At 64.5% G+C, this 25640-nt stretch carries 25 protein-coding genes and 1 pseudogene; 10 read left to right on the forward strand and 16 right to left on the reverse strand.

Annotated elements, in window-relative coordinates; genetic code table 11:
- Nucleotides 1–280 precede the first annotated feature (280 nt).
- Together AC0L3X_RS41705 and AC0L3X_RS41710 are read left to right on the forward strand one after the other, a co-directional pair.
- On the forward strand, nucleotides 281–1753 hold the full coding sequence (locus AC0L3X_RS41705) for an amidase (RefSeq protein WP_063980845.1): 1473 nt from the start codon (nucleotides 281–283) through the stop codon (nucleotides 1751–1753).
- Nucleotides 1754–1879: 126 nt separating this feature from the next.
- The gene (locus tag AC0L3X_RS41710) at nucleotides 1880–2233 is read left to right on the forward strand and encodes a nuclear transport factor 2 family protein (RefSeq protein ID WP_063980844.1); all 354 of its coding nucleotides are present in this window, start codon (nucleotides 1880–1882) and stop codon (nucleotides 2231–2233) included.
- A gap of 149 nt (nucleotides 2234–2382) precedes the next feature.
- Here the strand turns inward: AC0L3X_RS41710 and AC0L3X_RS41715 are convergent, their stop codons facing one another.
- Entirely contained in the window at nucleotides 2383–3471 is a 1089-nt protein-coding gene (locus AC0L3X_RS41715; protein ID WP_063980843.1) for a Zn-dependent alcohol dehydrogenase, read from the reverse strand.
- A gap of 45 nt (nucleotides 3472–3516) precedes the next feature.
- Nucleotides 3517–5301: an acyl-CoA dehydrogenase family protein gene (locus tag AC0L3X_RS41720; protein ID WP_063980842.1), complete on the reverse strand. Its 1785-nt coding sequence runs from the start codon at nucleotides 5299–5301 to the stop codon at nucleotides 3517–3519.
- A 222-nt stretch (nucleotides 5302–5523) separates the two neighbouring features.
- Between AC0L3X_RS41720 and AC0L3X_RS41725 the strand changes: the two genes are divergently transcribed.
- From AC0L3X_RS41725 to AC0L3X_RS41735, 3 genes are all read left to right on the forward strand, one after another.
- Nucleotides 5524–6225 (forward strand): SDR family NAD(P)-dependent oxidoreductase, encoded by a 702-nt coding sequence (locus AC0L3X_RS41725; RefSeq protein WP_063980841.1) that lies wholly within the window; start codon nucleotides 5524–5526, stop codon nucleotides 6223–6225.
- Between the two features lie 111 nt (nucleotides 6226–6336).
- Nucleotides 6337–7167, forward strand: coding sequence for an enoyl-CoA hydratase (locus tag AC0L3X_RS41730; RefSeq protein WP_063980840.1), 831 nt, complete (start codon nucleotides 6337–6339; stop codon nucleotides 7165–7167).
- Between the two features lie 64 nt (nucleotides 7168–7231).
- Complete coding sequence (locus AC0L3X_RS41735) at nucleotides 7232–7402, forward strand: RNA polymerase sigma factor region1.1 domain-containing protein (RefSeq protein ID WP_063980839.1); 171 nt, start codon at nucleotides 7232–7234, stop codon at nucleotides 7400–7402.
- Nucleotides 7403–7526: 124 nt separating this feature from the next.
- Here AC0L3X_RS41735 and AC0L3X_RS41740 read toward each other — a convergent pair whose 3' ends face one another.
- Nucleotides 7527–8417, reverse strand: coding sequence for a LysR family transcriptional regulator (locus tag AC0L3X_RS41740; RefSeq protein ID WP_063980838.1), 891 nt, complete (start codon nucleotides 8415–8417; stop codon nucleotides 7527–7529).
- A gap of 121 nt (nucleotides 8418–8538) precedes the next feature.
- Between AC0L3X_RS41740 and AC0L3X_RS41745 the strand changes: the two genes are divergently transcribed.
- Nucleotides 8539–9378: an oxidoreductase gene (locus AC0L3X_RS41745; protein ID WP_063980837.1), complete on the forward strand. Its 840-nt coding sequence runs from the start codon at nucleotides 8539–8541 to the stop codon at nucleotides 9376–9378.
- A 54-nt stretch (nucleotides 9379–9432) separates the two neighbouring features.
- On the opposite strand, the gene AC0L3X_RS41750 is transcribed toward AC0L3X_RS41745, so the two are convergent.
- Together AC0L3X_RS41750 and AC0L3X_RS41755 are read right to left on the reverse strand one after the other, a co-directional pair.
- A complete protein-coding gene (locus AC0L3X_RS41750) occupies nucleotides 9433–10056 on the reverse strand; it encodes a GNAT family N-acetyltransferase (RefSeq protein ID WP_063980836.1) in 624 nt (207 codons plus the stop codon).
- Between the two features lie 69 nt (nucleotides 10057–10125).
- Nucleotides 10126–10329, reverse strand: coding sequence for a DUF1127 domain-containing protein (locus AC0L3X_RS41755; protein ID WP_063980835.1), 204 nt, complete (start codon nucleotides 10327–10329; stop codon nucleotides 10126–10128).
- A 110-nt stretch (nucleotides 10330–10439) separates the two neighbouring features.
- Here AC0L3X_RS41755 and AC0L3X_RS41760 point away from each other — a divergent pair, with 110 nt between their 5' ends.
- Nucleotides 10440–11339: a transcriptional regulator GcvA gene (locus tag AC0L3X_RS41760; RefSeq protein WP_063980834.1), complete on the forward strand. Its 900-nt coding sequence runs from the start codon at nucleotides 10440–10442 to the stop codon at nucleotides 11337–11339.
- Between the two features lie 142 nt (nucleotides 11340–11481).
- Nucleotides 11482–12813, forward strand: a complete 1332-nt coding sequence (gene tcuC / locus AC0L3X_RS41765) for an MFS transporter (protein WP_063980833.1) — start codon at nucleotides 11482–11484, stop codon at nucleotides 12811–12813.
- A 114-nt stretch (nucleotides 12814–12927) separates the two neighbouring features.
- On the opposite strand, the gene AC0L3X_RS41770 is transcribed toward tcuC, so the two are convergent.
- From AC0L3X_RS41770 to AC0L3X_RS41780, 3 genes are read right to left on the reverse strand one after another with little or no spacing between them, the layout of a single operon-like run.
- The gene (locus AC0L3X_RS41770; RefSeq protein WP_028149261.1) at nucleotides 12928–13341 is read right to left on the reverse strand and encodes a Rieske (2Fe-2S) protein; all 414 of its coding nucleotides are present in this window, start codon (nucleotides 13339–13341) and stop codon (nucleotides 12928–12930) included.
- A gap of 52 nt (nucleotides 13342–13393) precedes the next feature.
- Nucleotides 13394–14506, reverse strand: a complete 1113-nt coding sequence (locus AC0L3X_RS41775; protein WP_063980831.1) for an amidohydrolase family protein — start codon at nucleotides 14504–14506, stop codon at nucleotides 13394–13396.
- Between the two features lie 24 nt (nucleotides 14507–14530).
- A complete protein-coding gene (locus AC0L3X_RS41780; RefSeq protein WP_063980830.1) occupies nucleotides 14531–15589 on the reverse strand; it encodes an amidohydrolase family protein in 1059 nt (352 codons plus the stop codon).
- A 141-nt stretch (nucleotides 15590–15730) separates the two neighbouring features.
- Between AC0L3X_RS41780 and AC0L3X_RS41785 the strand changes: the two genes are divergently transcribed.
- Both AC0L3X_RS41785 and AC0L3X_RS41790 read left to right on the forward strand, forming a co-directional pair.
- Nucleotides 15731–16213, forward strand: a complete 483-nt coding sequence (locus AC0L3X_RS41785) for a CinA family protein (RefSeq protein ID WP_063980829.1) — start codon at nucleotides 15731–15733, stop codon at nucleotides 16211–16213.
- Nucleotides 16214–16318: 105 nt separating this feature from the next.
- A complete protein-coding gene (locus AC0L3X_RS41790) occupies nucleotides 16319–17305 on the forward strand; it encodes an alpha/beta hydrolase family protein (RefSeq protein WP_063986062.1) in 987 nt (328 codons plus the stop codon).
- A 29-nt stretch (nucleotides 17306–17334) separates the two neighbouring features.
- On the opposite strand, the gene AC0L3X_RS41795 is transcribed toward AC0L3X_RS41790, so the two are convergent.
- From AC0L3X_RS41795 to AC0L3X_RS41830, 8 genes and pseudogenes are all read right to left on the reverse strand, one after another.
- A complete protein-coding gene (locus tag AC0L3X_RS41795; protein WP_354131614.1) occupies nucleotides 17335–18159 on the reverse strand; it encodes a hypothetical protein in 825 nt (274 codons plus the stop codon).
- A 67-nt stretch (nucleotides 18160–18226) separates the two neighbouring features.
- A complete protein-coding gene (locus tag AC0L3X_RS41800; RefSeq protein WP_063980827.1) occupies nucleotides 18227–18502 on the reverse strand; it encodes a DUF1488 family protein in 276 nt (91 codons plus the stop codon).
- Between the two features lie 135 nt (nucleotides 18503–18637).
- Nucleotides 18638–19258: a tetratricopeptide repeat protein gene (locus AC0L3X_RS41805; protein ID WP_063980826.1), complete on the reverse strand. Its 621-nt coding sequence runs from the start codon at nucleotides 19256–19258 to the stop codon at nucleotides 18638–18640.
- Between the two features lie 120 nt (nucleotides 19259–19378).
- Nucleotides 19379–20848 carry an AMP nucleosidase gene (locus AC0L3X_RS41810; protein WP_063980825.1) on the reverse strand — a complete coding sequence of 490 codons (1470 nt, stop codon included), beginning with the start codon at nucleotides 20846–20848 and terminating at the stop codon, nucleotides 19379–19381.
- 240 nt (nucleotides 20849–21088) lie between these two features.
- Complete coding sequence (locus AC0L3X_RS41815) at nucleotides 21089–22423, reverse strand: HlyD family type I secretion periplasmic adaptor subunit (protein ID WP_063980824.1); 1335 nt, start codon at nucleotides 22421–22423, stop codon at nucleotides 21089–21091.
- On the reverse strand, nucleotides 22420–24168 hold the full coding sequence (locus tag AC0L3X_RS41820; RefSeq protein WP_354131615.1) for a type I secretion system permease/ATPase: 1749 nt from the start codon (nucleotides 24166–24168) through the stop codon (nucleotides 22420–22422). Before AC0L3X_RS41820 ends, AC0L3X_RS41815 begins: the two co-directional genes overlap by 4 nt.
- Nucleotides 24169–24428: 260 nt before the next feature.
- On the reverse strand, nucleotides 24429–24698 hold the full coding sequence (locus tag AC0L3X_RS41825; RefSeq protein WP_063980822.1) for a GlsB/YeaQ/YmgE family stress response membrane protein: 270 nt from the start codon (nucleotides 24696–24698) through the stop codon (nucleotides 24429–24431).
- 361 nt (nucleotides 24699–25059) lie between these two features.
- Nucleotides 25060–25545 (reverse strand): annotated as a pseudogene (locus tag AC0L3X_RS41830) (oligopeptide/dipeptide ABC transporter ATP-binding protein); the annotation flags it as partial.
- Between the last annotated feature and the right edge of the window lie 95 nt (nucleotides 25546–25640).

Here is a 25640-nt window from a genome sequence, read left to right on the forward strand (position 1 = left end):
GGCGGAGGCGCTTGACGAATTGCTGTTATGAGTGAAAACAACTGGTGTTGCGACGACCGTTTGAATCCGCCCAGTACGCCGCGGCGGATGTGGTGAGAGCGAGTTCTCCAATGCGGGTCTCTGGAATACTGGATCGCCCGCCTTCGCGGGCGATGACGGCCGACTTGTTGCTGGACCTTCCCGCGATGACAGCTAGCCACATATCAATCGCGATCAAACGGCGGTTGCGGCATTCGGTCAAACTGCGCATCATCCCATCAGGGAAGCGCAGGAGCATGTCGTGGCGAAAACGGAATGGAGTTACAAGAGCGCGGTCGAGCTGTCGGCCGCGTTGACCGCAAAGAAGGTCTCCGCGGTCGAGCTCACGCAGGATGCGATTGATCGCATCGAACGTCACGACGGCAAGGTCAACGCGATCTGCGTCCGGGATTTCGACCGCGCGCTGAGCGCCGCGCGGGACGCGGACGCGGCGCGGGCGCGCGGCGAGCGGAAGCCGCTGCTCGGCCTCCCAATCACCGTGAAGGAATCCTACAACGTCGCCGGCCTGCCCACGACCTGGGGCATTCCCGCGCAGAAGGATTTTGTCGCGAAGGAAGACGCACTGCCAATCACGCGGGTGAAGGACGCCGGCACCGTCATCGTCGGCAAGACCAACGTGCCGCTCGGGCTCGGCGACTGGCAGAGCTACAATGACATCTACGGCACCACCAACAACCCCTACGATCTCGGCCGCACACCCGGTGGTTCGTCTGGCGGCTCGTCTGCCGCGCTCGCCGCGGGCTATGGCCCGCTGTCGATCGGCTCCGACATCGGCGGCTCGCTGCGTGTGCCGGCCTTCCATTGCGGCATCTATGCGCACAAGCCGACCTTCAGTCTCGTCGCCATGCGCGGCCACACGCCGCCGCCGCTGCCGCCTTTGCCGTTCGAGCGTGACCTCTCGGTGATCGGCCCGATGGCGCGTAGCGCCGCCGATCTTTCGCTTGTGCTCGACGTGATGGCCGGGCCCGATCCGATCGACGCTGGCCTCGCCTACCGGCTCGAGCTGCCGGCGGCGCGGCACACGGCGTTCAGGGATTTCCGCGTGCTGGTGATCGACACCGATCCGGTGATGCCGACCGACACGGCGGTGCGCGGCACCATCAACCGGCTGGCCGACAATCTCGCCAAGGCTGGCGTCAAAATCGAGCGCAACAGCCCGCTGCTGCCGGATTTCGCGGCCTCCACGCGGCTCTATATGCGCATGCTGATGTCGTTCCTCGGCTCGACTTTCGCGCCCGACATCTATGCTGGCGCGAAAGCGGCAGCAGCGGCGTTGCCAGAGGGTGACAACAGCTTGGCCGCGGAACGGCTGCGCGGTATCGCGCTCAACCATCGCGACTGGCAGGCGGCCAACGGCGGGCGCACCCGCCTTCGCGCGCAATGGCGCGAGCTGTTCAAGTCGTTCGACGCGGTGATCTGCCCGGTGATGCCGACGGCGGCCTATCCGCACGACCATTCGCCAGAGCAGGAAAAGCGCCGGATCAAGATCGACGGCAAGGAGCACGTCTATCCCGACCAGCTCGCCTGGCCGGGCATCGCGACGCTCCCCGGTCTGCCCTCGACCGCGATTCCGACGGGCTTTGCGCCTGATGGACTGCCCATCGGCGTGCAGATCGTCGGCCCGTGGCTGGAAGACCGCACGCCGCTCAAGCTCGCCGAGCTGATCGAGCGCGAATTCGGCGGGTTCGTGCCGCCCCCTTTGTTCAATGACTAGTGCCTCCCGTCATTGCGAGGAGCCCTTGCGACGAAGCAATCCAGACTGCATCCGCGGAGACATTTCTGGATTGCTTCGCTACGCTCGCAATGACGGAGTAAAATAACATAGAGGGAGAGAAACGTCATGAGCCAAGACCTCGACCAGCTCACCGCGCTCAACCACGACTATGTCGCGTCCGTGCAAAACTGCGACGTTAAACGCTTCGACGAAATCCTCGCGCCGGAGTTCTTTTGCTCCAATCCCGACAAGACATTGGTCGACCGCGCCGCCTTCCTGGAGCAGACGGCACGGCCGATCGCAATCCGCAATCTGCATGCGCATGATGTCATCATCCGCATCATGGGCGATTTTGCCATCATCCACGCTGCCACCAGCTACACCACCGCCGACGGCCGGCAGGCGACGGGGCGGTACACCGATTGCTGGACGAAGAAGAACGGGACGTGGCTCGCGGTATCAGCGCACGTGTCGCGGTGAGTTGAGGTCAGCCATCCTCACACTCCGCTGACATCCCCCGGGTTGACGGGGGCATCCAGTACGCCGCGGAAATCGTCGGTTCACACAGCTTCCGCCGCGTATTACTGTATCGCCCGCTTTCGCGGGCGATGACACCGTCATTGCGGTTGCTAGCTATCAAACACAATCACGCTGCGCAGCGTCTTGCCGGCCTTCATGTTGGCAAAGCCCTCGTTGATCTCGCTGAGCTTCAGCTTGGCCGAGATCCAATCCTCGAGGTGCAGCCGGCCGCGCAGGTAGAAATCAACCAGCCTCGGCATGTCCACGCGAAAATGGTTGGAGCCCATCGACGAGCCCTGGATCCTGCGCTCGCGCAGGAAGTCGAAGCCGTGCAGCTCGATCTTCTGACCGAACGGGATCATGCCGACGATGGTGGCCGTGCCGCCGGACGCCAGCATGCCAAAAGCCTGCTCCGCGGTCTCCTTGCGGCCGAGCACCTCGAAGGAATGATGCACGCCGCCATTGGTGAGGTCGCGCACCTGCTTCACGACGTCGCCGTCGGTGGGATTGATGATGTCGGTCGCGCCCAGCTTGGTCGCAAGCTGCAGCTTTGCCGGATTGGTGTCGATGGCGATGATGCGCCCGGCGCCGGCGATCTGCGCGCCGTTGATCGCGGCCATGCCGACACCGCCACAGCCGATCACGGCCACGGTCTCGCCGGCCGTCACCTTCGCCGTGTTCACGACCGCGCCGTAGCCGGTGATGACGCCGCAGCCGATCAGCGCGGCGAGATCGAGCGGCATCTCCTTGCGGATTTTGACGATGGCGTTCTCGTGCACCAGCATCTGCTCGGCGAACGACGAGAGGTTGAGGAACTGGTGCAACTTCTCGGGCTTCGACCATTGCATCCGGTTGGAGGCGCCCGGCAACAGCTTTACGGTGGTGTCGGTGCAGAGCACGGTGCGGCCCGTGGTACAGTTGTCGCAGGTGCCGCAGAACACCGACAGGCACGTCACGACGTGATCGCCCGGCTTCACATAGGTGACGTCGGAGCCGACCTGCTCGACGATGCCGGCGGACTCGTGCCCGAGCACCGCGGGCAGCGGATGCGGATACAGGCCTTCCATGAAGTGCAGATCGGAGTGACAGAGGCCGGCGACCGCCGTGCGGATCAAAACCTCGCGTGGGCCCGGCTTCGGCAGGCTGACATCCTCGATGACCAGCGGCTGATTGACTTCATAAAGGACGGCGGCCTTCATCGAGCACTCCCTATCGCTTCTTTTGGTTTGAGCGTGGAGTGCAGCCTACGCTGCCAGAACCAGTTCGCCAACCTCGCTCATGCCGGCGTCGCGATCCCCGAGCAGCAGCGCTGCGATCTTCGCTTGCGCGGCATTTTCCGTCAGCCGGAACGGATCGCTCGGCGCCACGCGATGGTCGATCACCAGCCGCGACAGCAGCAGCCGGCGCGCATCGCCGCGCATTTCGTGGATGCGATGCGCTTCCCAGGCGAGCGCGACCGCGCTCGCGACGTGATAGAGCAAGCTCGTCGCGCGGCGCGCATCGGCCTCGTTCTCGGAATTGCCCGCGACCTCGCGCGCGAAGCCGACGGCGCGATCGACGAGACCGCGCAAATTGTCGCGCCAGGCCTGCGGGACCGACACGCTATCATCGAGCCGCGCATGCAGATCGGCTGATAGCGCGGATTCGGCGCCGTGGCGGCCGACCGCGCGCCGGAGCGCATCGATGGCGACGATGTTGCCGGTGCCTTCCCAGACGGAGCCGAGATGGGCGTCGCGCAGCAGGCGGGGCGTGGCAAATTCCTCGATATAACCGATACCGCCGCGCATCTCGAGCGCATCGCCGCAAACCTTGCGCGCATCGCGCGTCGCACGGAATTTCAGCGTCGGCGTGAGGATGCGCAGCAGCGCCGCAGCATCCTGACTGCCAGCCTCGGCGCGGTCGAGTGCGTCGGCGGTCAGAAAACTCATCGACAGCGCCTGCTCGACCGGCAGCATGATCTTCAGCATCTGCCGCCGTCCCAGCGGCAGGTCGATGATGCGCTTGCCGAACACCACGCGGTTCTTGGCGACCGTCATCGCATCATGATAGGCGCGGCGCATCAGCGCGGTGGATTTGACGCCATTGGAGAGCCGCGACGAGTTCACCATCTCGGCCATCTGCACGAAGCCGCGGTCGAGCTTGCCGACCGCATAGGCGATCGCGCCTTCGAGCTTGATCTCGCCCGAGGCCATCGAGCGCGTGCCGAGCTTGTCCTTCAGGCGCACGATCCGGTAATGGTTCTGCGAACCGTCGTCGAGGAAGCGCGGCATCAGGAACAGGCCGACGCCGCGCGTGCCGGGGCCAGCGCCTTCGGGGCGCGCCAGCAGCATCACGACCTTGGCATCGGCGTTCGAGCAGAACCATTTTTCGCCATGGAGGCGCCAATGGTCGCCCTCCTGCACGGCGCGCGTGGTCAGTGTACCGACATCGGAGCCACCCTCCTTCTCGGTCATGAACTGGCCGCCCTGGGTCAGCTTGCTCATGTCGGTCTGGGTCAGGCCGTCGAGATATTTCGCCTTCAGCGCCTCGCTGCCGAAATTCGCCAAGAGCTTTGCGCAGCCGTCGGTGACGTTGATCGGGCAGCCCATGCCGAATTCGGTCTGGTTGAACAGGAAGGTGAAGGCGTGCTTGGCCACGACGGGATATTTGTCGGGCCAGCCCATGATGCCCTTGCGGATCGAAAGCGCGTGGATGCCGAACTCGCCGAACGCGGCATTCTCCAGCTCGCGATAGGCCGGGTGATATTCGATCCATTGCATGTCGCGGCCGAACTTGTCGCGCTGGTGCAGCACCGGCGTGTGCCGGTCGGCGAGCCGCGCGCAATCGTCGAGATGGCCACCGGCGAGCTCGCCGAGGCGATTGAGATGCGGCTCGATGTGGCGGAACAGCGTATCCGGCAGATGGATACGCAACAGATCAGTCAGCGCCGGATCGGCGCGATAGAAATTCATGCCTGATGTATCGGGCGCCAGCAGACCGGATGGTGCGGCCGCGACACTTTTTGGCTCACCTGTGACCGGCTTGTGCATGATCGTCCTCTTCGTTCCCGCCCGACGGCAATTCTTATCGCTTGCCGCTTGGGATGATGTCGATCATGCTCCAGTCGCAAAGTCGGATAAAGCCGCAAATTGTCAGGGAGGCATGATCGCCGTGAAGGAGCAATTCGCTCTGCGGAATTATGACCGACCCGGCTGGTTGTCCGCGCGGCGGATGCATAGATCAGCGGCTTCCCGTCTCCGAGAGATCACGCCATGGAACATCCGAAATACAAGATCGCCCTCATCGTTGGCGCGGGCGAAGGCCTGAGCGCCTCGCTTGCTCGGCTGCTGTCTGCGCAAGGCATCCGCGTCGCGCTGGCCGCGCGCAAGATCGAGAAATTAGGCGCGCTCTGTAGCGAGACCGGCGCCAAGGCCTATGCCTGCAACGCCACCGAACCTGAGGAGGTCGAGCGGCTGTTCGGCCTGGTCGAACGCGAGCTCGGCACGCCCGAGCTCGTCGTCTACAACGCCAGCGGCCGCACGCGCGGGCCGTTCGTCGATCTCGTTCCGGCCGATGTCGCGCAGGCGATCGCGATCAGCGCCTATGGCGGCTTCCTGGTGGCGCAGCAGGCGGCCAAGCGCATGCTGCCGAACAAGCACGGCGCGATCCTGTTCACCGGCGCCTCGGCGAGCGTCAAGGGGTATGCACAGTCGGCCTCGTTCGCGATGGGCAAGTTCGCGCTGCGAGGGCTGGCGCAGAGCCTGGCGCGCGAGCTCTCGCCGCAGGGCATCCACATCGCGCATTTCGTGATCGACGGCGGCATCCGCAGCGCGGCGCGGACCGAACCCGCCGACAAGCCGGATTCGATGCTCGATCCCGACGCGATCGCGGAGAGCTACTGGAACGTGCTGCAACAGCCGCGCAGCGCCTGGAGCTGGGAGCTGGAGCTGCGGCCCTGGGTGGAGAAGTTTTGAGTTGAGCTGTCGTAGGGTGGGCAAAGGCGCATAGCGCCGTGCCCACCGCCATGAATGAACAAACAGATGGTGGGCACGCTACGCTTTGCCCACCCGACAAGGGCGGGAAATATGACCACCGAAACCACCATCGATACCGGCACCAACGAACTCCTCTGCGTCATCCGCGACCGCGTCGCGGTGATCACGCTGAACCGGCCGGAGGCGCGCAACGCGCTGTCGGACACCTTGACGCCGGCGCTGCGGACGATGATCCGCACCTGCGGCGAGAGCCCCGAAGTCGGCGCGCTTCTGATCACCGGCGCGGGCGCGGCCTTCTGTGCCGGCGGCAACGTCAAGGGCATGGGCGCGCATCGCGATCCCAAGAAGCTCGAGATGTCGTTTGACGACAAGGTCGCCGACCTCCAGGAGCGGCAGCGGCTGCTCACCGGCGCGCTGGTGTCGGTACGCAAGCCGACCATCGCCGCCCTGCCCGGCCCCGCGGTCGGCGCCGGGCTCGCCATTGCCATGGCCTGCGACATCCGCATCGCCGCGCAATCGGCCTTCGTCGCCACCGGCTACGCCCGCATCGCGCTGAGCGGCGACTACGGCATCGCCTGGCTCTTGACCCGGCTGGTCGGCACCGCGCGGGCCCGCGAACTGCTGTTCACCGGTGATCGCGTCGACGCCGCGCGCGCAGAGGCCATCGGCCTCGTCAACCGCGTCGTACCCGACGACAGGCTGCAAGACGAGGCCTTTGCGCTGGCCAAGTCGCTCGCCGAAGGCCCGCGTCAGGCGCTGCGCTACATGAAGGACAATCTCGACGAGGCGCTGTTGTTCGATTTCGAGACCGCTCGCGACCACGAAGCCGGACGGCTGATCCGCCTGACCACGACTGCTGATCACAGGGAAGCCGTGCAGGCCTTCATCGAGAAGCGCAAGGCGGTGTTTACGGGGAAGTAGGGCTACGCAGCCAAGACCATCAGATCATTCCATAGAGTAGGTACCCCATTTTCAGGAGGGCTGAATGGATTGGTCTGAGATTGTGCGGAAAGCCGCGCTGCTGGCGGAGAAGACTGGGTATGTCACGTTCGATCAACTGAACGAACTGATGCCGTCCACCAGGCTGGAACCGGAAGACATCGAGGCCGTACTGACCGCTTTGAGCGACCGGGGTATCTGGATTGCGGAGGAGTAAGGTTCGCTCCTCCGTCCTCGTAGTAGGTCCGTAGCCCGGATGGAGCGGAGCGTAATCCGGGGCCGCTGGCGCACGTGGCACGAATCCCGGATTGCGCTTCGCTCCATCCGGGCTACGCAGCTCACTACTTGGCGGGCGCCCTCGCAAAATCCACGAATGCGCGCAGCGCTGCGGGCAATTGGCGACGGCTTGGATAGTACAGGAAGAAGCCGGGATAGGCCGGGCACCAGTCGGCGAGCACGCGAACCAGCTTACGCTTGGCGAGCAGCGCTTCGACCTGCGCCTCAAACACGTAGGCAAGCCCAGCGCCGTCGAGCGCCGCATCGACCATCAGATCCTGGTCGTTCATCGTCAGCGGTCCCGCGACGTCGATCGCGAGCTCGATGCCGCCGCGCTCGAATTCCCAATGATAGAGCGCGCCTGAGGTGAAACGGTAGCGGATGCAGGGCAGGCCTTTCAGGTCGCGCGGCGTGGTGGGCGGCTTGCGCGATTTGAAGAACCCGGGCGTGCCGACCACGGCAAAACGGTGCCGCGGGCCGATCGGGACCGCAATCATGTCGGCGGCAATGGTCTCGCCGAAACGCACGCCGGCATCGAAGCCGGCCGCGACCATGTCGATCAGGGCGTCGTTGATGACGATCTCGACGCTGACGTCGGGGAATGATTTCAGGAAACGCGTCACGATCGGCAGCAGTACCAGCTGCGCGGACTGGCGGGCGGCGGTGAAGCGCAGCGTGCCGGCGGGCTTGCCGCGGAAATTGTTGAGGTCCTCGAGCGCGTCGTCGATATCGCGAAAGGCCGGCGTGATGCGGGCAAACAGACGTTCGCCGGCCTCGGTGAGCGCGACGCTCCGGGTGGTGCGGTTGACGAGGCGCAGACCGAGCCGCTCTTCGACATTGCGCAAAGCGTGGGACAGCGCCGATGGCGTCACGCCGAGCTCGGTCGCCGCCGCGCGAAAACTGCGGTGGCGGGCAATGGCGAGGAAGGTCGCGAGGTCGGACGGGTCAATCCGCATTAATGAATTTGGCTCAAGAGCTTGCGGAATATATAGCAGATTATCTCAGCTATGGCGAGCCGCTACACCTTGCCCATCGGCTTCCGCACATCGTCGGGGCCAAAATGGAAAGGGCAACATCATGCGTGTCTGGTTCATCACAGGAGCATCCCGCGGATTTGGCGCTTTGATCGCCGAGGCCGCCTTGAAGGCCGGCGATGCGGTGGTCGCGACCGCGCGCGATCCGTCCACTGTCACCGCGCGCCTCGGCAGCCACGAGCGCCTGCTCGCGACCCGGCTCGACGTCACCAGCGAGGCCGAGGCGCATGAGGCGGCGGGCCAGGCTGTGAAGCGCTTCGGGCGCATCGATATCCTGGTCAACAATGCCGGCTACGGCCTGCTCGGCGCGATCGAGGAGGCCAGCGGCGCTGAGACGCAAAAGCTGTTCGGCACGAATGTATTCGGCCTGCTCGGCGTCACCCGCGCGGTGCTGCCGCATATGCGCCGCCAGCGTTCCGGCCACGTCATCAACATCTCGTCGGTCGGCGGTTACACCGGTTATCCCGGCTGGGGCGTCTATGGCGCGACCAAGTTCGCGGTCGAGGGAATCAGCGAAGCGCTGGCCGGCGAAGTGGCGCCGCTCGGCATCAAGGTCACCGTGGTCGAGCCGGGCTTCTTCCGCACCGACTTCCTCGACGACACCTCGCTGTCGCGCACCGCGCAGGTGATCGACGACTATCACGAGAGTGTCGGCAAGACCCGCGCTCACGCCGCCGAATTCAACCACGGCCAGCGCGGCGATCCGCGCAAGCTGGCGCAGGCCTTCCTGACGCTGGTCGATGCCAAGAACCCGCCGCTGCGCCTGCCGCTCGGCAGCGACACGGTGGAGCGGATCGAGGCAAAGAACCTCTTCGTTGCGCGGGAGCTGGCGGGATGGCGATCGGTCGCGACCTCGACCGACTTCACCAATGACGGCGCTTGAGCGAAGGCAAAAAAAGGCCCGGCTCTGGATGACCAGGCCGGGCTCGGAGTGGTGTCAGGCCGAGGCTGAGGGGCTGTCGGCCTGACGGGAAAGGGCGGCGAGGCGCCAGCTCGCGCAGGGAATATCTTTCGGTGCGACGTTGATCTCCTTATCGAAGCGCACCAGCTTCCAGTCGTCGGGATGATTGACGAAAGCGAAACCGGATTTGCGGGCGAGCGAGATCATGGTCTCGTTGGAGCGTAGCGTGTCGCCGAACATGTGCTCGGCACCGAGCGCAGCCGCGCGGCACTCGAGATTCTTCATCAGCGCAGTGGCGATGCCGTGGCCCTGCCAGCGGTCGTCGACCGACAGGCCGAACTCGAGTGTGGAGGTCTCGGCATGGAAGGCGTAGCGCGCCTCGGCGACGATGGTCTCGAAGCCGTCGACCATCTTCGTCGCGACAACAGTGAAGCGTTCGCGCGCGCCGACATCGAGGAATTCGCTCAGCAGGCCCTTTGGCAATTCGCTGATCGCACCGAAGAAGCGGTTGTAGCGGGAGCGGGTCGAGAGCGAGCGGAAATAGTGCTGAAGCTCCTCGGTGTCGCGCGGCTCGACGAAGCGGATGTTGATCGCCTCACCCTGCCGGGTGCGCAGCACGTCCGAATATTGCTTCAGATCTTCGAGGCGAAGAGTGCTCATGACACGAGCCCTGCGGAAAGAGGGACCGCCGGCGCCCCTGTGATCAGGCGGCGCCGGCCTGGCGGCCAATCAGGCCCGCCAGAAGGGTTTGTCAGCCTCGTAGGCGATGTCGGTCCAGGACAGGCCGACGTCGTGGAGATCGCGGGCCGTCCAGTGGGTCAGTTCGCGGCGGGTCCGGTAGCGCTCGTGCCAGACGTGAAGCGTCTCGCCGATCTGCTGGATCAGGCCGGGTGCATGATGATTTGTCATCGAATTGTGGGTCAAAGTAGACATTTTCAGCTCCTCGAGCTAACTTGACCGCTAATATCTGCTTGCTACCGCGTTGCGACAAACGACAATTTGTACCCCTTCGCATGAAATAACGTCATGCATCCTGCTGCCAGATGACTGCCAGATTGCCCTCCCTGAACGGATTGCGGGCCTTTGAGGCCGCCGCGCGCCATCTCAGCTTCACGCTGGCCGCGTCCGAGCTGAACGTGACCCAGACCGCGATCAGCCATCAGATCCGGCGGCTCGAGGAGGAGCTCGGCATCCGCCTGTTCGTCCGGCAGAACCGCGCGCTGGCGCTGACGCCGGAAGCGCGCGACTATTTGCCGGGCGTCCGCGCCGCCTTCAATGACCTCCGCCTTGCGACCGACCGGCTGCTGCGCAAGGACGACGACAAGGTGCTGACCGTCTCGACGCTGGCATCGCTCGCTGCGAAATGGCTGCTGCCGCGGCTGACCGATTTCCAGGAGCAGCACCCCGGCATCGACGTCCGCATCACCACCTCGACCAGCCTCGTCGATTTCCAGCGCGACAATGTCGATGCCGCGATTCGCTATGGCCGCGGTCAATGGCCGGGCCTGCGCGCCGACTGGCTGATGGCGGACGAGCTGTTTCCGGTGTGCAGTCCGTCGCTGCTGCGCGGCGACAAGCCGCTGCGCCAGCCTGAGGATCTCAAAGGCTATCCGCTGCTGCACACCTCCAATGCCAACAGCGATGACTGGCGGCTATGGCTGACGGCGGCCGGCCTTCCGGGCGACATCGCCAGGCAGCCCGGCATCACCTTCGACATGATCTTCATGACCATCCAGGCCGCAATCGACGGCATCGGCGTGGCGATGGGCCGGACCTCCTACGTCCAGGACGACATCGCCAAGGGCCGGCTCGTGGTGCCCTTCAAGATCGCGCTGCCGGCCGATGCGGGCTTCTACCTGGTCGCGCCGGAGGGCCGGCGCGAGGCGCCGAAGCTGGCCGCGTTCCGCGAGTGGATGATCGCTGCAACGCAGAATAAAGCCTGAAAAATCATCAGCTTCCGCGGTGAAATCGATTGACTCGCCGCGCCCCGCGCGAGAGGGGTAGGACAGATTGTCGCACAGGCAATCTGCTGCCTTGCCGTGGAATGAGTTCCGGTCCGGCCGCGCCTTCCAGGGGAGTAACGTCATGGCTGGACCAGCAACCAATCCGCCCGAGATCAAGTCGCGCATCGGCGCGATCCTGCGCGCCACATCAGGCAATTTTCTCGAGCAGTTCGATTTCTTCCTGTTCGGCTTCTATGCCGCCGCGATCGGCAAGGCGTTCTTCCCCTCCACCAACGAGACGGCGTCGCTGCTCAACACTTTCGGCGTGTTCTGGCTCGGCGCCTTGATGCGCCCCGTCGGCGCGATCGTGCTCGGCGCCTACATCGACCGCATCGGCCGCCGCCAGGGCCTGATCGTCACGCTCGGCATCATGGCGATCGGCACCGTCGTGATCGCTTTCTGCCCGAGCTATGCGACCATCGGCATCGCCGCGCCCGTCATCGTGCTGATCGGCCGCCTGCTGCAGGGCTTCTCCGCCGGCGTCGAGCTCGGCGGCGTCTCGGTCTATCTCGCGGAAATCTCCACGCCCGGCAATCGCGGCTTCTACACCTCGTTCCAGTCGTCGAGCCAGCAGGTCGCGATCTTCGTGGCCTCGATCCTCGGCTTCATCCTGTCCGAGGTGATGCCGGCGGACGTCGTGACCGCCTGGGGCTGGCGCATTCCCTTCTTCGTCGGTTGCCTCATCATTCCCCTGATCTTCATGCTGCGGCGGACGCTCGAGGAAACGCCGGCCTTCCTCGCCATGAAGAAGCACCCGACGGCAAACGAGGTGTTCGCCTCCGCGCTCGCCAACTGGCGCATCGTCATCCTCGGCATGATGATCGCGGTCCTGACCACGACGACATTCTACTTCGTCACCGTGTACACGCCGACCTTCGGCAAGACGGTGCTGAAGCTCTCGACGCAGGACGCACTGCTGGTGACGCTGCTCGTCGCCGTGACCAACTTCTTCTGGAATCCCGTCGGCGGCGCGCTGTCCGATCGCATCGGCCGCAAGCCGGTACTGCTCGCCATCGCCGGCCTGGCGCTCGTCACCGCCTACCCGGCACTGTCCTGGCTGGTCGCCGCGCCGACTTTCGGCAAACTGCTCGCGGTCGAGATGTTGTTCTCGTTCTATTTCGGCATGTACAGCGGCACCATGCTCGGTGCTCTCGTCGAGATCGTGCCGGCGCATGTCCGCACCACCTGCTTCTCGCTGGCCTTCGCGCTCGCCGCTGCGCTGTTCGGCACGTTCACGCCATTCGCCTCGACCTTGCTGATCGACTACACCGGCAACAAAGCCTCACCCGGCTTCTGGCTGATGTTCGCCGCTGCGCTTGGCATCATTGCCGCATCCATCGTCTATCGCGGTGGCCGCCAAGCGGTGACGACGTACGATGCGACCGGTGAAGCGGCGCCGGCGGTGAGCCACTGATGGTCATTCCGGGGCGCCTCGAAGAGGCGAACCCGGAATCCATTTCTCCCAACATTCTTGCGGCACGATGGATTCCGGGCTCGATGCTTCGCATCGCCCCGGAATGACAGTAACCTAAAGCTCCACCACCACGTAATCGCTCTCGACCTTCACCGGGATGGTCTCGGCGACATACGGGCCCTTCACCACGCTCGCACCCGGCTCGACATGCGCCGGATAGGCCTTCACGCGGAAGCGGCGGGGGTCGCAATAGGACTGGCCGGTGCGGATGTCGAACTCCCAACCGTGCCAGGGGCAGCGGATGATCTCGCCGAGCTTGGTGTATTCGATCTCGCCGGGATCCTTTGATTGCGCGAGCCCGATCAGCGGGCCCTCGCACAGCGCGGCGCCCTGATGCGGGCAGCGGTTCATCAGGCCGAAATACTCGCCCTTGATGTTGAAGACCGCGATCGGCCGTCCGTCGATCTCCAGAAATTTTCGCGTGCCCGGCGGAAGCTCATCCACCGCCGCAATCACGTGCCGCGCCATGCTTATGTCTTCCGCATGATCTGATCGGAAAACCGCTTCACACTTTTCCGGATCATGCGGCTATCCCATAGAGCTTGCGCGCATTGCCGAGATAGAACGCTTCGCGGTTGGCGTCGCTGACGCCCGCCGGCAGCACGCGCGACGGCTCGTCATAGTCCCAATGCGGATAGTCGGTCGCGAACAGCAGTCGGTCCCAGCCGATCCATTTGATGACGTCGAACAGATCCTCGCGCCGCTCCGGGTCCTCCATCGGCTGCGTGGTCCACCACACCTGCTCGCGGATATATTCCGACGGCGGCCGCTTCACATGCGGCACTTCGCTGCGCAGCCGGTGCCAGACCTTGTCGAGCCGCCAGGCGAGCGACGGGGCCCAGCCGAAGCCGGCCTCGATCATCACCATCTTCAGCTTCGGAAAGCGCTCGAACACACCTTCCAAGACAAGGCTCGCCAGCGCCGATTGCTGGCACTGCGAGTGGCCCACCATCTCCTCGATGTAATAGGAAGGCCAGCCGGACGGCGTGATCGGATTGCCGCCGAAGCCGAAAGCGTGCACGCCGACGGGAAGCCCCGCCTCTTCCGCGGCCTGATAGATCGGCCAGTAACGGCGTTGACCGAGCGGCTCGACATTGCGGCTGAGCAGGAGGACCTGCACGAAATTCTTGTCGCCGGCGCGCTCGCGGATTTCGGCGGCGGCCGACAGGCCGTCCTCATTGCCGACGACAATGGACGCCTTCAGACGCTTGTCCTTGCTGGTCCATTTGTCGATCTGCCAGTCGTTGATCGCCGAGCACAGCGCCGCCGAGAGCTCGTGATTGCGGATGCCCTGCCCGGTGTTGAGCGGATTGAGCACGCCGAGTTCCACGTTGTTGGGATCGAGCAGCTGCTTCCGCATGAAGGACAACGAAGAGCCCTGCGGCCCGCCTTCCGGCGGATAGGCGTCGCGACGCGATGCGTTGGGCTGGGCCTTCGGATAGGGCGGGCCTTCCATCATGCCCTGATAGGCATGGACGCCGTAGACTTCGAGATGATGCTGCCAGCGTTTCGCCAGATAAGGATAGAGCTCGGTGCGGGTGGCGCGTGCCGGATGGATGTCGCAGTCCGCGATTGCGGTTTTGACGGTCAGTGGGGAAGCGGCTTCGGTGCTCTCGCGGAATTGGACATTCATCGCCTTGCCTCCTTTGGCAGCGGGCTAAGTCAGGCGGGGATAGGTCGCATGCGGATTTTCGATCATGATCTTGCGCACGAGATCGGGGGTGAGGCCCTCGGGCAGCGCGTCCTGGCCGTCGAATTGCCAGTGCGGATAGTCCGTGGAGAATAGAACCAATTCGTCGGACTGCATATGATCAAACAGGCGAATTAATGTCTCAGGTTCCGGCGGCGCATCAAATGGCTGTAAAGAGAACCGGATGTTGCTGCGCACAATGTCGAGCGGCGCGCGATCGACCCATGGCGTCTCCATTCGCACCCCGCGCCAGAACTTGTGCAGGCGCCAGAGAAAAGGGGAGATCCAGGAGACGCCGGATTCGAGCATCACCATTTTCAGCCGCGGATATTTGGCGAACACGCCCTCGACGATCAGACTGGTGAGCTGAGTCTGGAACGCTTGGGCCTGACCGACATAATCCTCGATGTGATAGGAACCCCAGCCCACGGCAGTCGGCGGATTGTGATAGGCGGAACCGGCGTGAATCCCGACGGGCAGCTGGAGCCGTTCCGCCGCTTCGTAGATCGGCCACAGCGCGCGCTTGCCGAGCGGCGTGTCGCCCATGACCAGCATCAGCACCTGTACGAAGCGGCGGTCCTGTGCGCAGCGCTCGATCTCGGCGACGGCTTTCTCGACATTTTGCGTGGGGATCACGATCGAACCACGCAGCCGTGAATCGCGATCGAGCCATTCCTTCACCAGCCACTCGTTCAACGCGCGGCAGAAGGCGGCCTGCAAATCTTCCGAAAACACCATCTGCACGCCGTAGAGTGGATTGCAGATGGCGTGCGTAAGCTGGAAGGGATCGAGCAGATGGCGCTGCATGTCCTCCAGGCTTGCGCCGGGCTTGCCGGTTTCCGGCCGCCAATCGGGACGCGCCACGATCGGCGAGTTCTGCGGATAGGATTGTGAGACAAGGTCGACCATGCCGCGCGTCGTCACCTGATCGCGCCAATAGTCGTTGAGGTACGGCAGCAGGCTGGTCAGATGCGGCACGGCCGGATGCACGTCGCAGTCCACCCCGCCGGCGATCAGGGACGCCATCACGTCTCCTTCACGTTTCCTCGTCACGTTTTGTCTTGTCCACCATTCAAGCAGGCCTGCCTGTCGTCCGCAACTCGGCCAAGGCCGCTGTCATATGCTAGGAAGGCACAGCTCCGTTGCGAGGACTGAGAGGTTAAAGGGATGAAAGAGCTCGTCGGCATTGCGGAACAGGTTGCGGCCCGACTAATCGCGCGCAAACAGACCATTGCAGTGGCTGAATCCTCGACCGGCGGCCTGATCTCGGCCAGCCTGCTCGCGGTGCCCGGCGCCTCCGCCTATTTCCTCGGCGGCGCGGTGGTCTACACCCGCGATGCCAGGCGCGTGCTGATGGATATTTCGGACGAAGGAATGAAGGGCTTTCGTTCCTCGTCGGAGCCTTATGCAAAGCTGCTGGCCGAACAGATGCGCAGCCGCTTCGGCTGCGACTGGGGCCTGTCCGAAACCGGCGCCGCCGGCCCCACCGGCAACCGCTATGGCGATGCCGCCGGCCACAGCTGCATGGCGGTTTCGGGACCCGCGGCGGAGGTGATCACGCTGGAGACGGGCAACAACGACCGGTTTGCGAACATGCAGATGTTTGCTGCCACGGCGCTGAAGCTGTTGCTGAGGAAGCTGGAGGGGTGAACGCCCTCACATGGGAACCGCACGCGCTCCCGATCTCCAGCCGGACTGACCGTCGTGCCGGCGCATGAGCAAGCGCGTCACCGCCCAGGCGCGATAGGAGCAATGATGCAACTTCCTGCGTTCGTCTTCGCGACCCTGCTCGTCCTTGGGATAACGACGGCGCAAGCCGCCGGGGTCAGAAACTTCGACATTCCTGCCGGTCCGGCGGGACCGGCAATCCGATTGCTGGTCTGGACTCCGTGTGCAGAGCCACCTCGCGAGATGGATGCGCGTGGCGCCACCTTCTTCGCCGTGCCCGCATGTCCGGTCACCGGAGAAAAGCTTCCACTCATCGTGATGTCGCACGGCCGCCGTGGATGGTTCGGCGGTCACCATGACACCGCCGCGGCTTTGGCCGATGCCGGGTTCGTCGTGGCGGCGCTCAATCATCCCGGCGACACCATGCGTGACACCAGCCGCACCGACAGTCTTTCGGTTCTCGTCGAGCGCCCCACGGACATGAGCCGGCTGATCGACTATATGCTCGACGGGTGGTCGGACACATCCCGCATCGATCCTCAGCGCATCGGGCTCTACGGGTTTTCGTTTGGCGGCTACACCGGCCTTGTCGTCATCGGCGGCGATCCCGATCTGCGCAAGGGATTGCCGAATTGCGAGACCTCCAGCCTGAGGGCGTGCAAGCAACTCGAAAGCGGCGAGCTTCCTGATCAGCCGACGACCCATGATAAGCGCGTCAAGGCCGCGGTCATCATCGATCCCTATCCGGTGTTCGTCTTCCCCGAGGAGAATCTGAAAGCAATAGCAGTGCCGGTTCAATTGTGGAGTTCTGACCCCGCGCAGAATGCCGATGGTCTATCCGGATGCTGTGCGGCAGCGATCAATCAAAGGCTTCCGATCAAGCCGGACTACCATTTCGTGGACAATGCCCGGCATTTTTCCTTCCTCGCGACCTGCACCCCAAAGGACGCCCGGGAGGCGCCCGCCGTCTGCACCGATGCGCCGGATTTCGATCGCGTCGATTTCCACCGACGGCTTCACGCAGATGTCGTCGCGTTCTTTCGCAAGCATTTCGCCGAAAGCGCCAAGCCGTAACGCGGCCCTCGGCCCGGCGCCGCGCCGGTCTAAGAGCAGGACAAGCCGTTGCCGGGCTCGCGGCAGAGCTTCGCGCGAACCTCTACGATATCGATATCGTACTCCCCGGCTCTCCGCTTGCGCGAGGCGGAGGCCGAGTCGGCACTGTCCATTGAAAGCAGATTGAGCTGCTTCTTGGTCGCCGCGCTGCACATCAGAGCAGCGTTGCCGCCGAGGTATCTCGACTGGGCGCCAAGCTCCTGCCGGGTGAGCTCCGCGAATGGCCCCAGACGCAATTGCGTTTCGACCGCTGCGATTTCAGCGTCGCTCGCCTGCGTCCGGGCAACACCCTTCATCCTGCGTTCGAAGCCGTTTGCGATCGCCGCCCCATGTGCCGCACCAAGATCCGCAACCTCTTGCGCTGCGTCCGTAAACTCACCGCGCTGGGAACCGGCCAACAGATAGGACTTGCAAGCCAACGGGTTGCTCGCGAGCTTCAGGAGGGTCGCCAGCTCCGCCCGGTCCAGGGCATTGATGTGCTCGTCGTCGGCATAGACTTCCATCTCGCTCGCCAGGATCATGTTGAGTGCACCATTGGCGGCGGGCCATCCGCCCTCGTTGAAGGCCTCTTCGGTCTCCCGAAGGAAGACCGCCCTGAGCGCGGGATCGCTGCGGGCAATCGACGCGGCCAAAGGGAAGCGCGCGATGTTCTGATCGAAATCGCGTGCAAACGCGCTCGGCCCGACGAGGTTCGCATAGGCCAGGTTTCCCGCCAGCAGTGCGACGACGACGAGCAGCAGGATTGATCTTCTGGTCATGTGAGAGTTTTGGTGTGGGCTACCGCGAGAGATCATCTCACGCCGGGTCACCGCCATCCATTGCAACTACAGGCTGCCCTTAATGAATCCTTTCGCAGCCGTGGCGAGTTGCACGCATGCCCTGCTATCTTGCCAGATGCCGCATGAAGATCCGCACCACATATCCCTGGACCCGCGGCGCTTCGTCATAGATATCCGACGCGAGCCGCTCGATGGTCTCACGCAGGGATAGGAATTGCGCCTGGCGCGCGCTGCTCTCGGTGCCCTGCATGCCCGCGAGCTCGTCCATCGCGGCATCGCTGATCTGGCAATGCACGACCTCATCCTCGCGCATCATCGTGAAGCGGAAGGCCAACCGTTCGAGGTCGTGGCCGATGATCCTGTCGCGCGACAGCGGCATCCAATTGTCCCGTTCGCGCCCCCGAACGGGACAATGCTGAAAATCTGACGCTTTGTCACCACCCGCGCCAGGAGGCATCGCTGTCATGCGATGTTCATCAACAGCGAGCTTCCGTCGGTCGGCCCGGCTCCGACGTCAGTAGGCGAGCGCCGTGCCGGTCGGCTTGTCGAGTGCCGCGGCCAGCGATCGATACTCCTCACAATCCGTCCCGCAGATGGCAGCGATCCGGTTGAGATGATAGAGCGCCTGCTCGCGGTTACCCCGCTCGAGCTGCCACAACCCGTAATACTGCCACGTCAATACGTGGTTCGGATCTGCCTTCAACGCGCGCTCGTACCAGACCTGCGACTGCTCGTAGTCGCCGAGCTTGCGGTAGGAATAACCGATGAGGTTGGCGACGTTCGGATGGTCGTCATGGCCGAGCGATTTTAGTTGCTCGATCGCGGTCGCATAGTCGTTTCGCTCGTAGATGGTGTCATAAGCCACGCGGTAGCCGGCCGCGAAGGCGGGATCGCCGATACTGGACTGGTTGTTCGGCTTCCTGCCTTTGTGTGTTGCCTTGGTGCCCCAGCGCTTCGGGTAGACTGGCTGCGGCTGCAGCCTCTGATCCGCGTAGGCTCCGGCATAGGGATCAGTGGAGCTGATGCCGCCCCCGCCACCACCACCACCGCCGCCGCCGGCGGCAAAGGCCGGCGAGCTCAACAGTACTGCCGCAAATGTACCGAGCGTGACGAGCCTGATCATCGCTGTGATCATGTCTGCCTCCTGTCCTGTTCAAGCGACCCCGGACGACGTGATAACCCTGCGTCGGCCGCGATATTCCGGGACACTGTGCTCACAGAGACGTCAGCGTTCGTACGACAGTCACGTTGTCCTTTACTGGAACGCGACCTCGGCGAAGCTTCGCAGCTTTCGCGAATGCAGCCGTTCCGATTCCTGCTGCTTGAGCCGCTCCAGCGCCTTCAGGCCGATCTCGAGATGCTGGCCGACGCGGCGGCGGTAGAATTCGCTGGCCATGCCCGCGAGCTTGATCTCGCCATGCAGCGGCTTGTCGGAGACGCACAGCAGCGTGCCGTAGGGAACGCGGAAGCGGTAGCCGTTGGCGGCGATCGCGGCCGATTCCATGTCGAGCGCGACCGCGCGCGACTGCGACATGCGGCGGATCACCTCGGGCCCCGAGATCTCCCAGTTGCGGTTGTCGACGCTCGCGACGGTGCCCGTGCGCATCAGGCGCTTCAGCTCGAAACCTTCGAGCCCGGTGACGTCCTCGACCGCCTGTTCGAGCGCGACCTGCATCTCGGCCAATGCCGGGATCGGCACCCAGAGCGGCAGCTCGCGGTCGAGCACGTGGTCCTCGCGCACATAGCCGTGGGCGAGCACATAGTCGCCGAGCCGCTGCGTGTTGCGCAGGCCTGCGCAATGGCCGAGCATCAGCCAGGCATGCGGGCGCAGCACAGCAACGTGGTCGGTGACGTTGCGCGCGTTCGACGGGCCGGTGCCGATGTTGATCAGGGTGATGCCGCGATAGCCAGGCGCGACCAGATGGAAAGCCGGCATCTGCGGCGCGCGGGCAGGCGCCACCCCGCTGGTTGCGCCGCCGCTGCCCGTGCTCACATTGCCGGGCGCGACGAAGGCTTCGAGGCCGGCCTCGCCGGACTGCAGCCGCTGCTGGCAGAGCTGCGCGAAGGCATCGACATAGAACTGGTAGTTGGTGAAGATCACGAAATTCTGGAAATGCTCCGGATCGGTTCCGGTGTAGTGGTAGAGCCGCCGCAACGAATAATCGACACGGGCGGCGCGAAACAATGACAACGGCTCGGGCGCGCCCGGCTGAAGCTCGAAAGTGCCGTCGGCGATCGAATCGTCCATGGTGGCGAGATCAGGCACGTCGAACGCATCGCGCAGCGATCGCGTCACAAGGGAATTCTCGCTGGTGGTGATTGCGGCTTCGATATTGATGTCGCGGCGATAGGCGAAGTGGATCGGGATCGACTCGGCGGATTCGCCGATCTCGACGGGAACGCCGTGGTTCTGGATCAACAATCCGATCTGCTCGGTGAGATAGGCGCGGAACAGATCCGGCCGCGTGACGCTGGTCTCGTGCACGCCGGGGCCGGCGACGAAGCCGTAGGCGAGACGCGAGTCCAGCCGCGCATACGTCGCGGTGGTGACGCGGACGAAGGGATAATAGGCCCGCACCCGCGTCGTGATCGCCTCGCCGTTGACATAGGCCTCGAACCGGTCGCGCAGGAATTTCGTGTTGCGCTCGTAGATTTCCTCGAGGCGGGCGACGGCGAGGACGGCGTCGGTGAAGGATTTGGTGGCGATGGAGGGTGGGGACTGCATTGTTCGACCGCCGGGTTGCTGGGCATGAGTCGAACTATAGCAAAGAACGATGGCAATCGTCAGCGAAGGGCGGTTTGCGGACCACACGCTCCACTGTCATGCCCCGGCTTGACCGGGGCATCCAGTACGCCGCGGCGTCCCGGTTCGATCACAGCCGCCTCTGGAATACTGGATCGCCCGGTCAAGCCGGGCGATGACAGCGAGTGTGCGGCGCGCTCCGGGACGACGCGCTTTCGCGCGTCACTTCTCGCGGAAGGCCCGCATCAGCTGGTCGTGCAGCGGCTTCATCAGATAGGACAGCATGGTGCGGTCGCCGGTCTGGACGAAGGCTTCCGCCGGCATGCCGGGGATCAGCTTGGAGTCGCCGAGCTTGGCGACCTCTTCCGCGGGCATCGATACGCGGATGGTGTAGTAGCTCTGCCCGGTGCGCTGGTCGGTGGTGACGTCGGGCGACACGCGGCTGACGACGCCGTTGAGCTCCGGCGTGGTGCGCTGGTTGAACGCAGACAGGCGAAGCAGCGTCTTCTGGCCGATCTGGAGCTTGTCGATATCGACAGGATTGACCTTGGCCTCGACCTGGAGATCGTCGGCCTGCGGCACGATCAGCATCAGCGCGTCGCCGGCGGTGACGACGCCACCGACGGTATGCACGGTCGATTGCAGCACCATGCCGTCCTGCGGCGCGCGGATGTCGACACGGCGGAGCTGGTCTTCGGCGGCGACCTTGCGCTCGATCATTTCACCGATCTTGTCGTTGGTCTCGCGCAGATCCTTGGAGACCTCGCTCACCATGTCCTTGTCGACCTGGATGATCTGTAGCTCGGTCTCGGTGATCTTGCCCTTGGCCTGCGCGCGCGAGGCGATGTATTGCGCGCGCTCGCCGTTGAGGCGGGCGCTGTCGCGTTCCAGCGTGGTGAGGCGGGAGATCTGCACCAGGTGCTTCTCATAGAGATCGCGGACACCGACCAGCTCCTGCTGCACCAGGACGATCTCCCTGTCCTTGGCCTTTTCCTGCGCGGAGAGTCCTTCGATCTCCTCGTTGAGCTGCTGGACACGCTCGCGGAGCTGCGCCTTCTGCCCGGCGCGGCCATTGACGCGGACGTCGAACAACTTGGTTTCGGCGGAGAGCAGGTTCTTGACGTCGGGATCGTTGCCGCGATCGAGGAGCGATTGCGGAAACTCGATCTTGTCGACACCGCGCTGCTCGGCCTGGAGCCGCGCCGTGCGCGCCAGCGCGGCGTCGAGATTCTTGGTGACGATGGCGAGGTTCGCCTTGGTGACCGTGTCGTCGAGCCGCACCACGATATCGCCGGCCTTGACCACGTCGCCGTCGCGGGCACGCAGCTCGCCGACCACGCCGCCGGTCGGATGTTGCACCTTCTTGACGTTGGATTCGACCACGACCTGGCCCGGCGCGATCAGGGCCCCCGAGATCTGCACCGTCGACGCCCAGCCGCCGAGACCGATGACGAGGGCCAGCACGATGGCCAGCCCGAGCATCAGATGAAACCTGATGGAATCCCGCACGGTCCTCTTCGCGGCGGGCTTTCCGCCGCCGATAGCCATCGTGCTCATGACTTGGGCACTCCGCCTTCGCTGACGATCTTGATCGGTGCCGGCGGCGTCACGCGCGGCTGAAGCACCTGGGCAAGCACCTGCTCCTTCGGCCCAAACGCCTGCATACGGCCGTCGCGCAGCACCAGGATCTGGTCGACCGCCTCGACGCCGATCGGGCGATGCGCCACCACGATGACGATGGCGCCGCGCTCGCGCGCGCTGCGGATCGCGCGGGTCAGCGCCTCGTCGCCTTCGGTGTCGAGATTGGAATTGGGCTCGTCGAGCACGATCAGGAACGGGCTGCCGTAGAGCGCACGCGCCAGCGCCACGCGCTGCGCCTGGCCCGCGGAGAGCGCGGTGCCCTGCTCACCGACCTGGGTGTTGTAGCCCTCGCGCATCTTGATGATCATCTCGTGCACGCCGGCTTCCTTCGCCGCGGAAATGATGCCGTCAGAGGTCGCTTCGGAATCGAAACGGCTGATGTTCTGCGCGATGGTGCCGCCGAACAATTCGACGTCCTGCGGCAGATAGCCGATGTGGCGGCCGAGCATGTCGGAGGCCCACTGGTCGAGCGCCGCGCCGTCGAGCCGCACCTTGCCACGGACCGGATGCCAGACGCCGACCAGCGCGCGGATCAGCGACGATTTGCCGGAGCCGCTCGGCCCGATCACGCCGAGGCCATTGCCGGCGGTGAGCGCGAAGGTGACGTCCTGCACGATGAGGCGCTGATCGCCTGGCGGCACCATGGCGATGCCTTCGACCGACAGACGACTGGTGGGCGCCTGCAACTGGGTCGGCATCGTCTGCGGCGGCATCTGCTCCAGCAGGCGCGTGAGGCGCTGCCAGCTCTGACGTGCCGCGACAAAGGATTTCCAGTGCGCAATGGCGAGATCGACCGGCGCGAGGGCGCGGGCGGAGAGGATCGAGCCGGCGATGATGATGCCTGCGGTCGCCTCCTGGTGGATGACGAGATAGGCGCCGACCGCGAGCACGGCCGATTGCAGCATCATGCGCAGCACTTTTGCGACCGCACCGAGACCGCCGGCGACGTCGCTCGCACGCTGATTGCCGTCGAGGTATTTTTCGTTGGCTTCGCTCCAGCGCTGGTTCATCCGGCCGGTCATGCCCATCGACACCATGACTTCGGCGTTGCGTCGGCTGGAGGCGGCGAGATCGTTGCGCTGGGCGGCAAGGCCCATCGCGTCCTTGGCCGGCTGGCGGGACATGAATTCGGTGACCAGCGTCAGCCCGACCAGGATGATGGCGCCGACCAGAGCGGTGAGGCCGATCATGACGTGGAAGGCGAAGCAGATGGCCAGGTACAGCGGCAGCCAGGGCAGGTCGAAGAACGCGCTCGGACCCATGCCGCCGAGGAACGAGCGGACATTGTCGAGGTCGCGCAGCGGCTGCAGGCCCTCGTTGCGGCTGCCGACCAGGAGCGGCAGGCGCACGACGGTGTCGAACACGCGCTTGTTGAGGGCTTCATCGAGCGCCGTGCCGATCCGCCCCAGGATCCGGTTTCGGATCATGTCGAGCATGCCCTGCGCCATATAGAGGAAGCTGGCGATGATGATCAGGCCGACGAGAGTCGGAACGCTGCGGCTCGGCAGAACCCGGTCGTAGACCTCCAGCATGAAGATCGACCCAGTCAGATAGAGCAGGTTGATCATGCAGCTCATCAAGCCGACGCCGACGAACGCCGTGCGACAAGCACGCAAGGCGTCACCGAGCTCTGAACGGCGGACGCCGGGTACGGCTGCCATCAGTCTGATCTCTTTCGGGTAAGGGGCAACGCCCCTGATTTCCTAGGTCGTTCAGGGGTACGCGACCCGGATTAACATCGTATTCCCCCGCGACGAACGCGGCCGAATTAATCCAGGTCCCTGATAGGCCACCTCTACCCCTGACGGCCTCGCACGCAAGTCCGGTATTTCACAGTCTTTGCGGCTTTTTATAGCAGACATCGCGGCCTCTCCCCAGCGGGGGAGAGGCGAAAGTTCTGGCTCACCGAGCCAATGTGACGCTAGAGCCGGCCGCCGCCGCGCACCAGCCGCACCACCAGGAGCAGGATGATGGCGCCGATGGCGGAATAGATGATCTCGGACACGAGGCCGGTGCCGAGATGGATGCCGAGCTTCGGGAACAGGAAGCTTGCGACAAACGCGCCGGCGATGCCGATCACGATGTCGCCAATGATGCCGAACCCGCTGCCGCGCACCACCTTGCCGGCGAGCCAGCCGGCGACGAGGCCGACGAACAGGATGACGATGAGGCCTTGGCCAGAAATGTACATAAGTTGAAGTCCCTCTCCATGAACGGGGGCATGGAACCGGAACCGGGATGAATGGGGTCTGAATGGTCGGTTCGGATAAAAATGTCGAAAACAACCCCATGCACAGTAGGAGTGCAGTTGGCCGGCGGTGCGAGGTGAACTGTGACAAGTCGGTGTTGTCGTAGAGGGATTCTGAAGAAGTGCGCGATTTGAAGTGAGGGACGCGCCGCTCTCTCATTCCCTCCCCCTTGCGGGGGAGGGCGGGGGAGAGGGGTAGCCACAAACTCAGACCTCGCCCGTGGCCACCCCTCTCCCAGGCCCTCCTCCGCAAGGGGGAGGGAGCGCAGTGTTGCGCGGGGATGTAGTACGGCTGGAGAACGAACTACGACGCCGTCACCGGCTCCGCCAGCACGCACCTCGCCGCCCGGCCCGGTCCGACCTCCACATTCGCAGGCAATTGCTCCAGACACCGCGGCTGGGCGACCGTGCAGCGGGGGGCGAAGGAGCAGTTGTTCGGCTTTTCGGCCAGCGAGGGCGGGGTGCCGGGGATGGTCTCCAGCCGGGCGCCGCGCTTGGCGCCGTGGATGGTGGAGGCGAGCAAGCCCTTGGCGTAGGGGTGCACCGGCGTGCGGACGATGTCGCGGAGCGTCCCCTGCTCCACGATCTGGCCAGCATACATCACCGCGACACGGTCGCAGATCTCGATCGCAACACCTATGTCGTGGGTGACGAAGATGACGGACATGCCGAACTCGCGCTGAAGCTCGCGCAGCAACAGCAGGATCTGGATCTGCACGGTGGCATCGAGCGCGGTGGTCGGCTCATCCGCCAGCAAGATCTTGGGACGGCAGGCGAGGGCCCCCGCGCGCAAAGGCCGGGGGGGGCATCCCCCCCGCAAAGCCGGGGGGGATTGCGACCACCCCCCCCCGGCGCCCGGGGTGGGCCCCCCCCCGCAGCGTTATT

Source organism: Bradyrhizobium sp. MI1.7 (genome assembly GCF_055811795.1).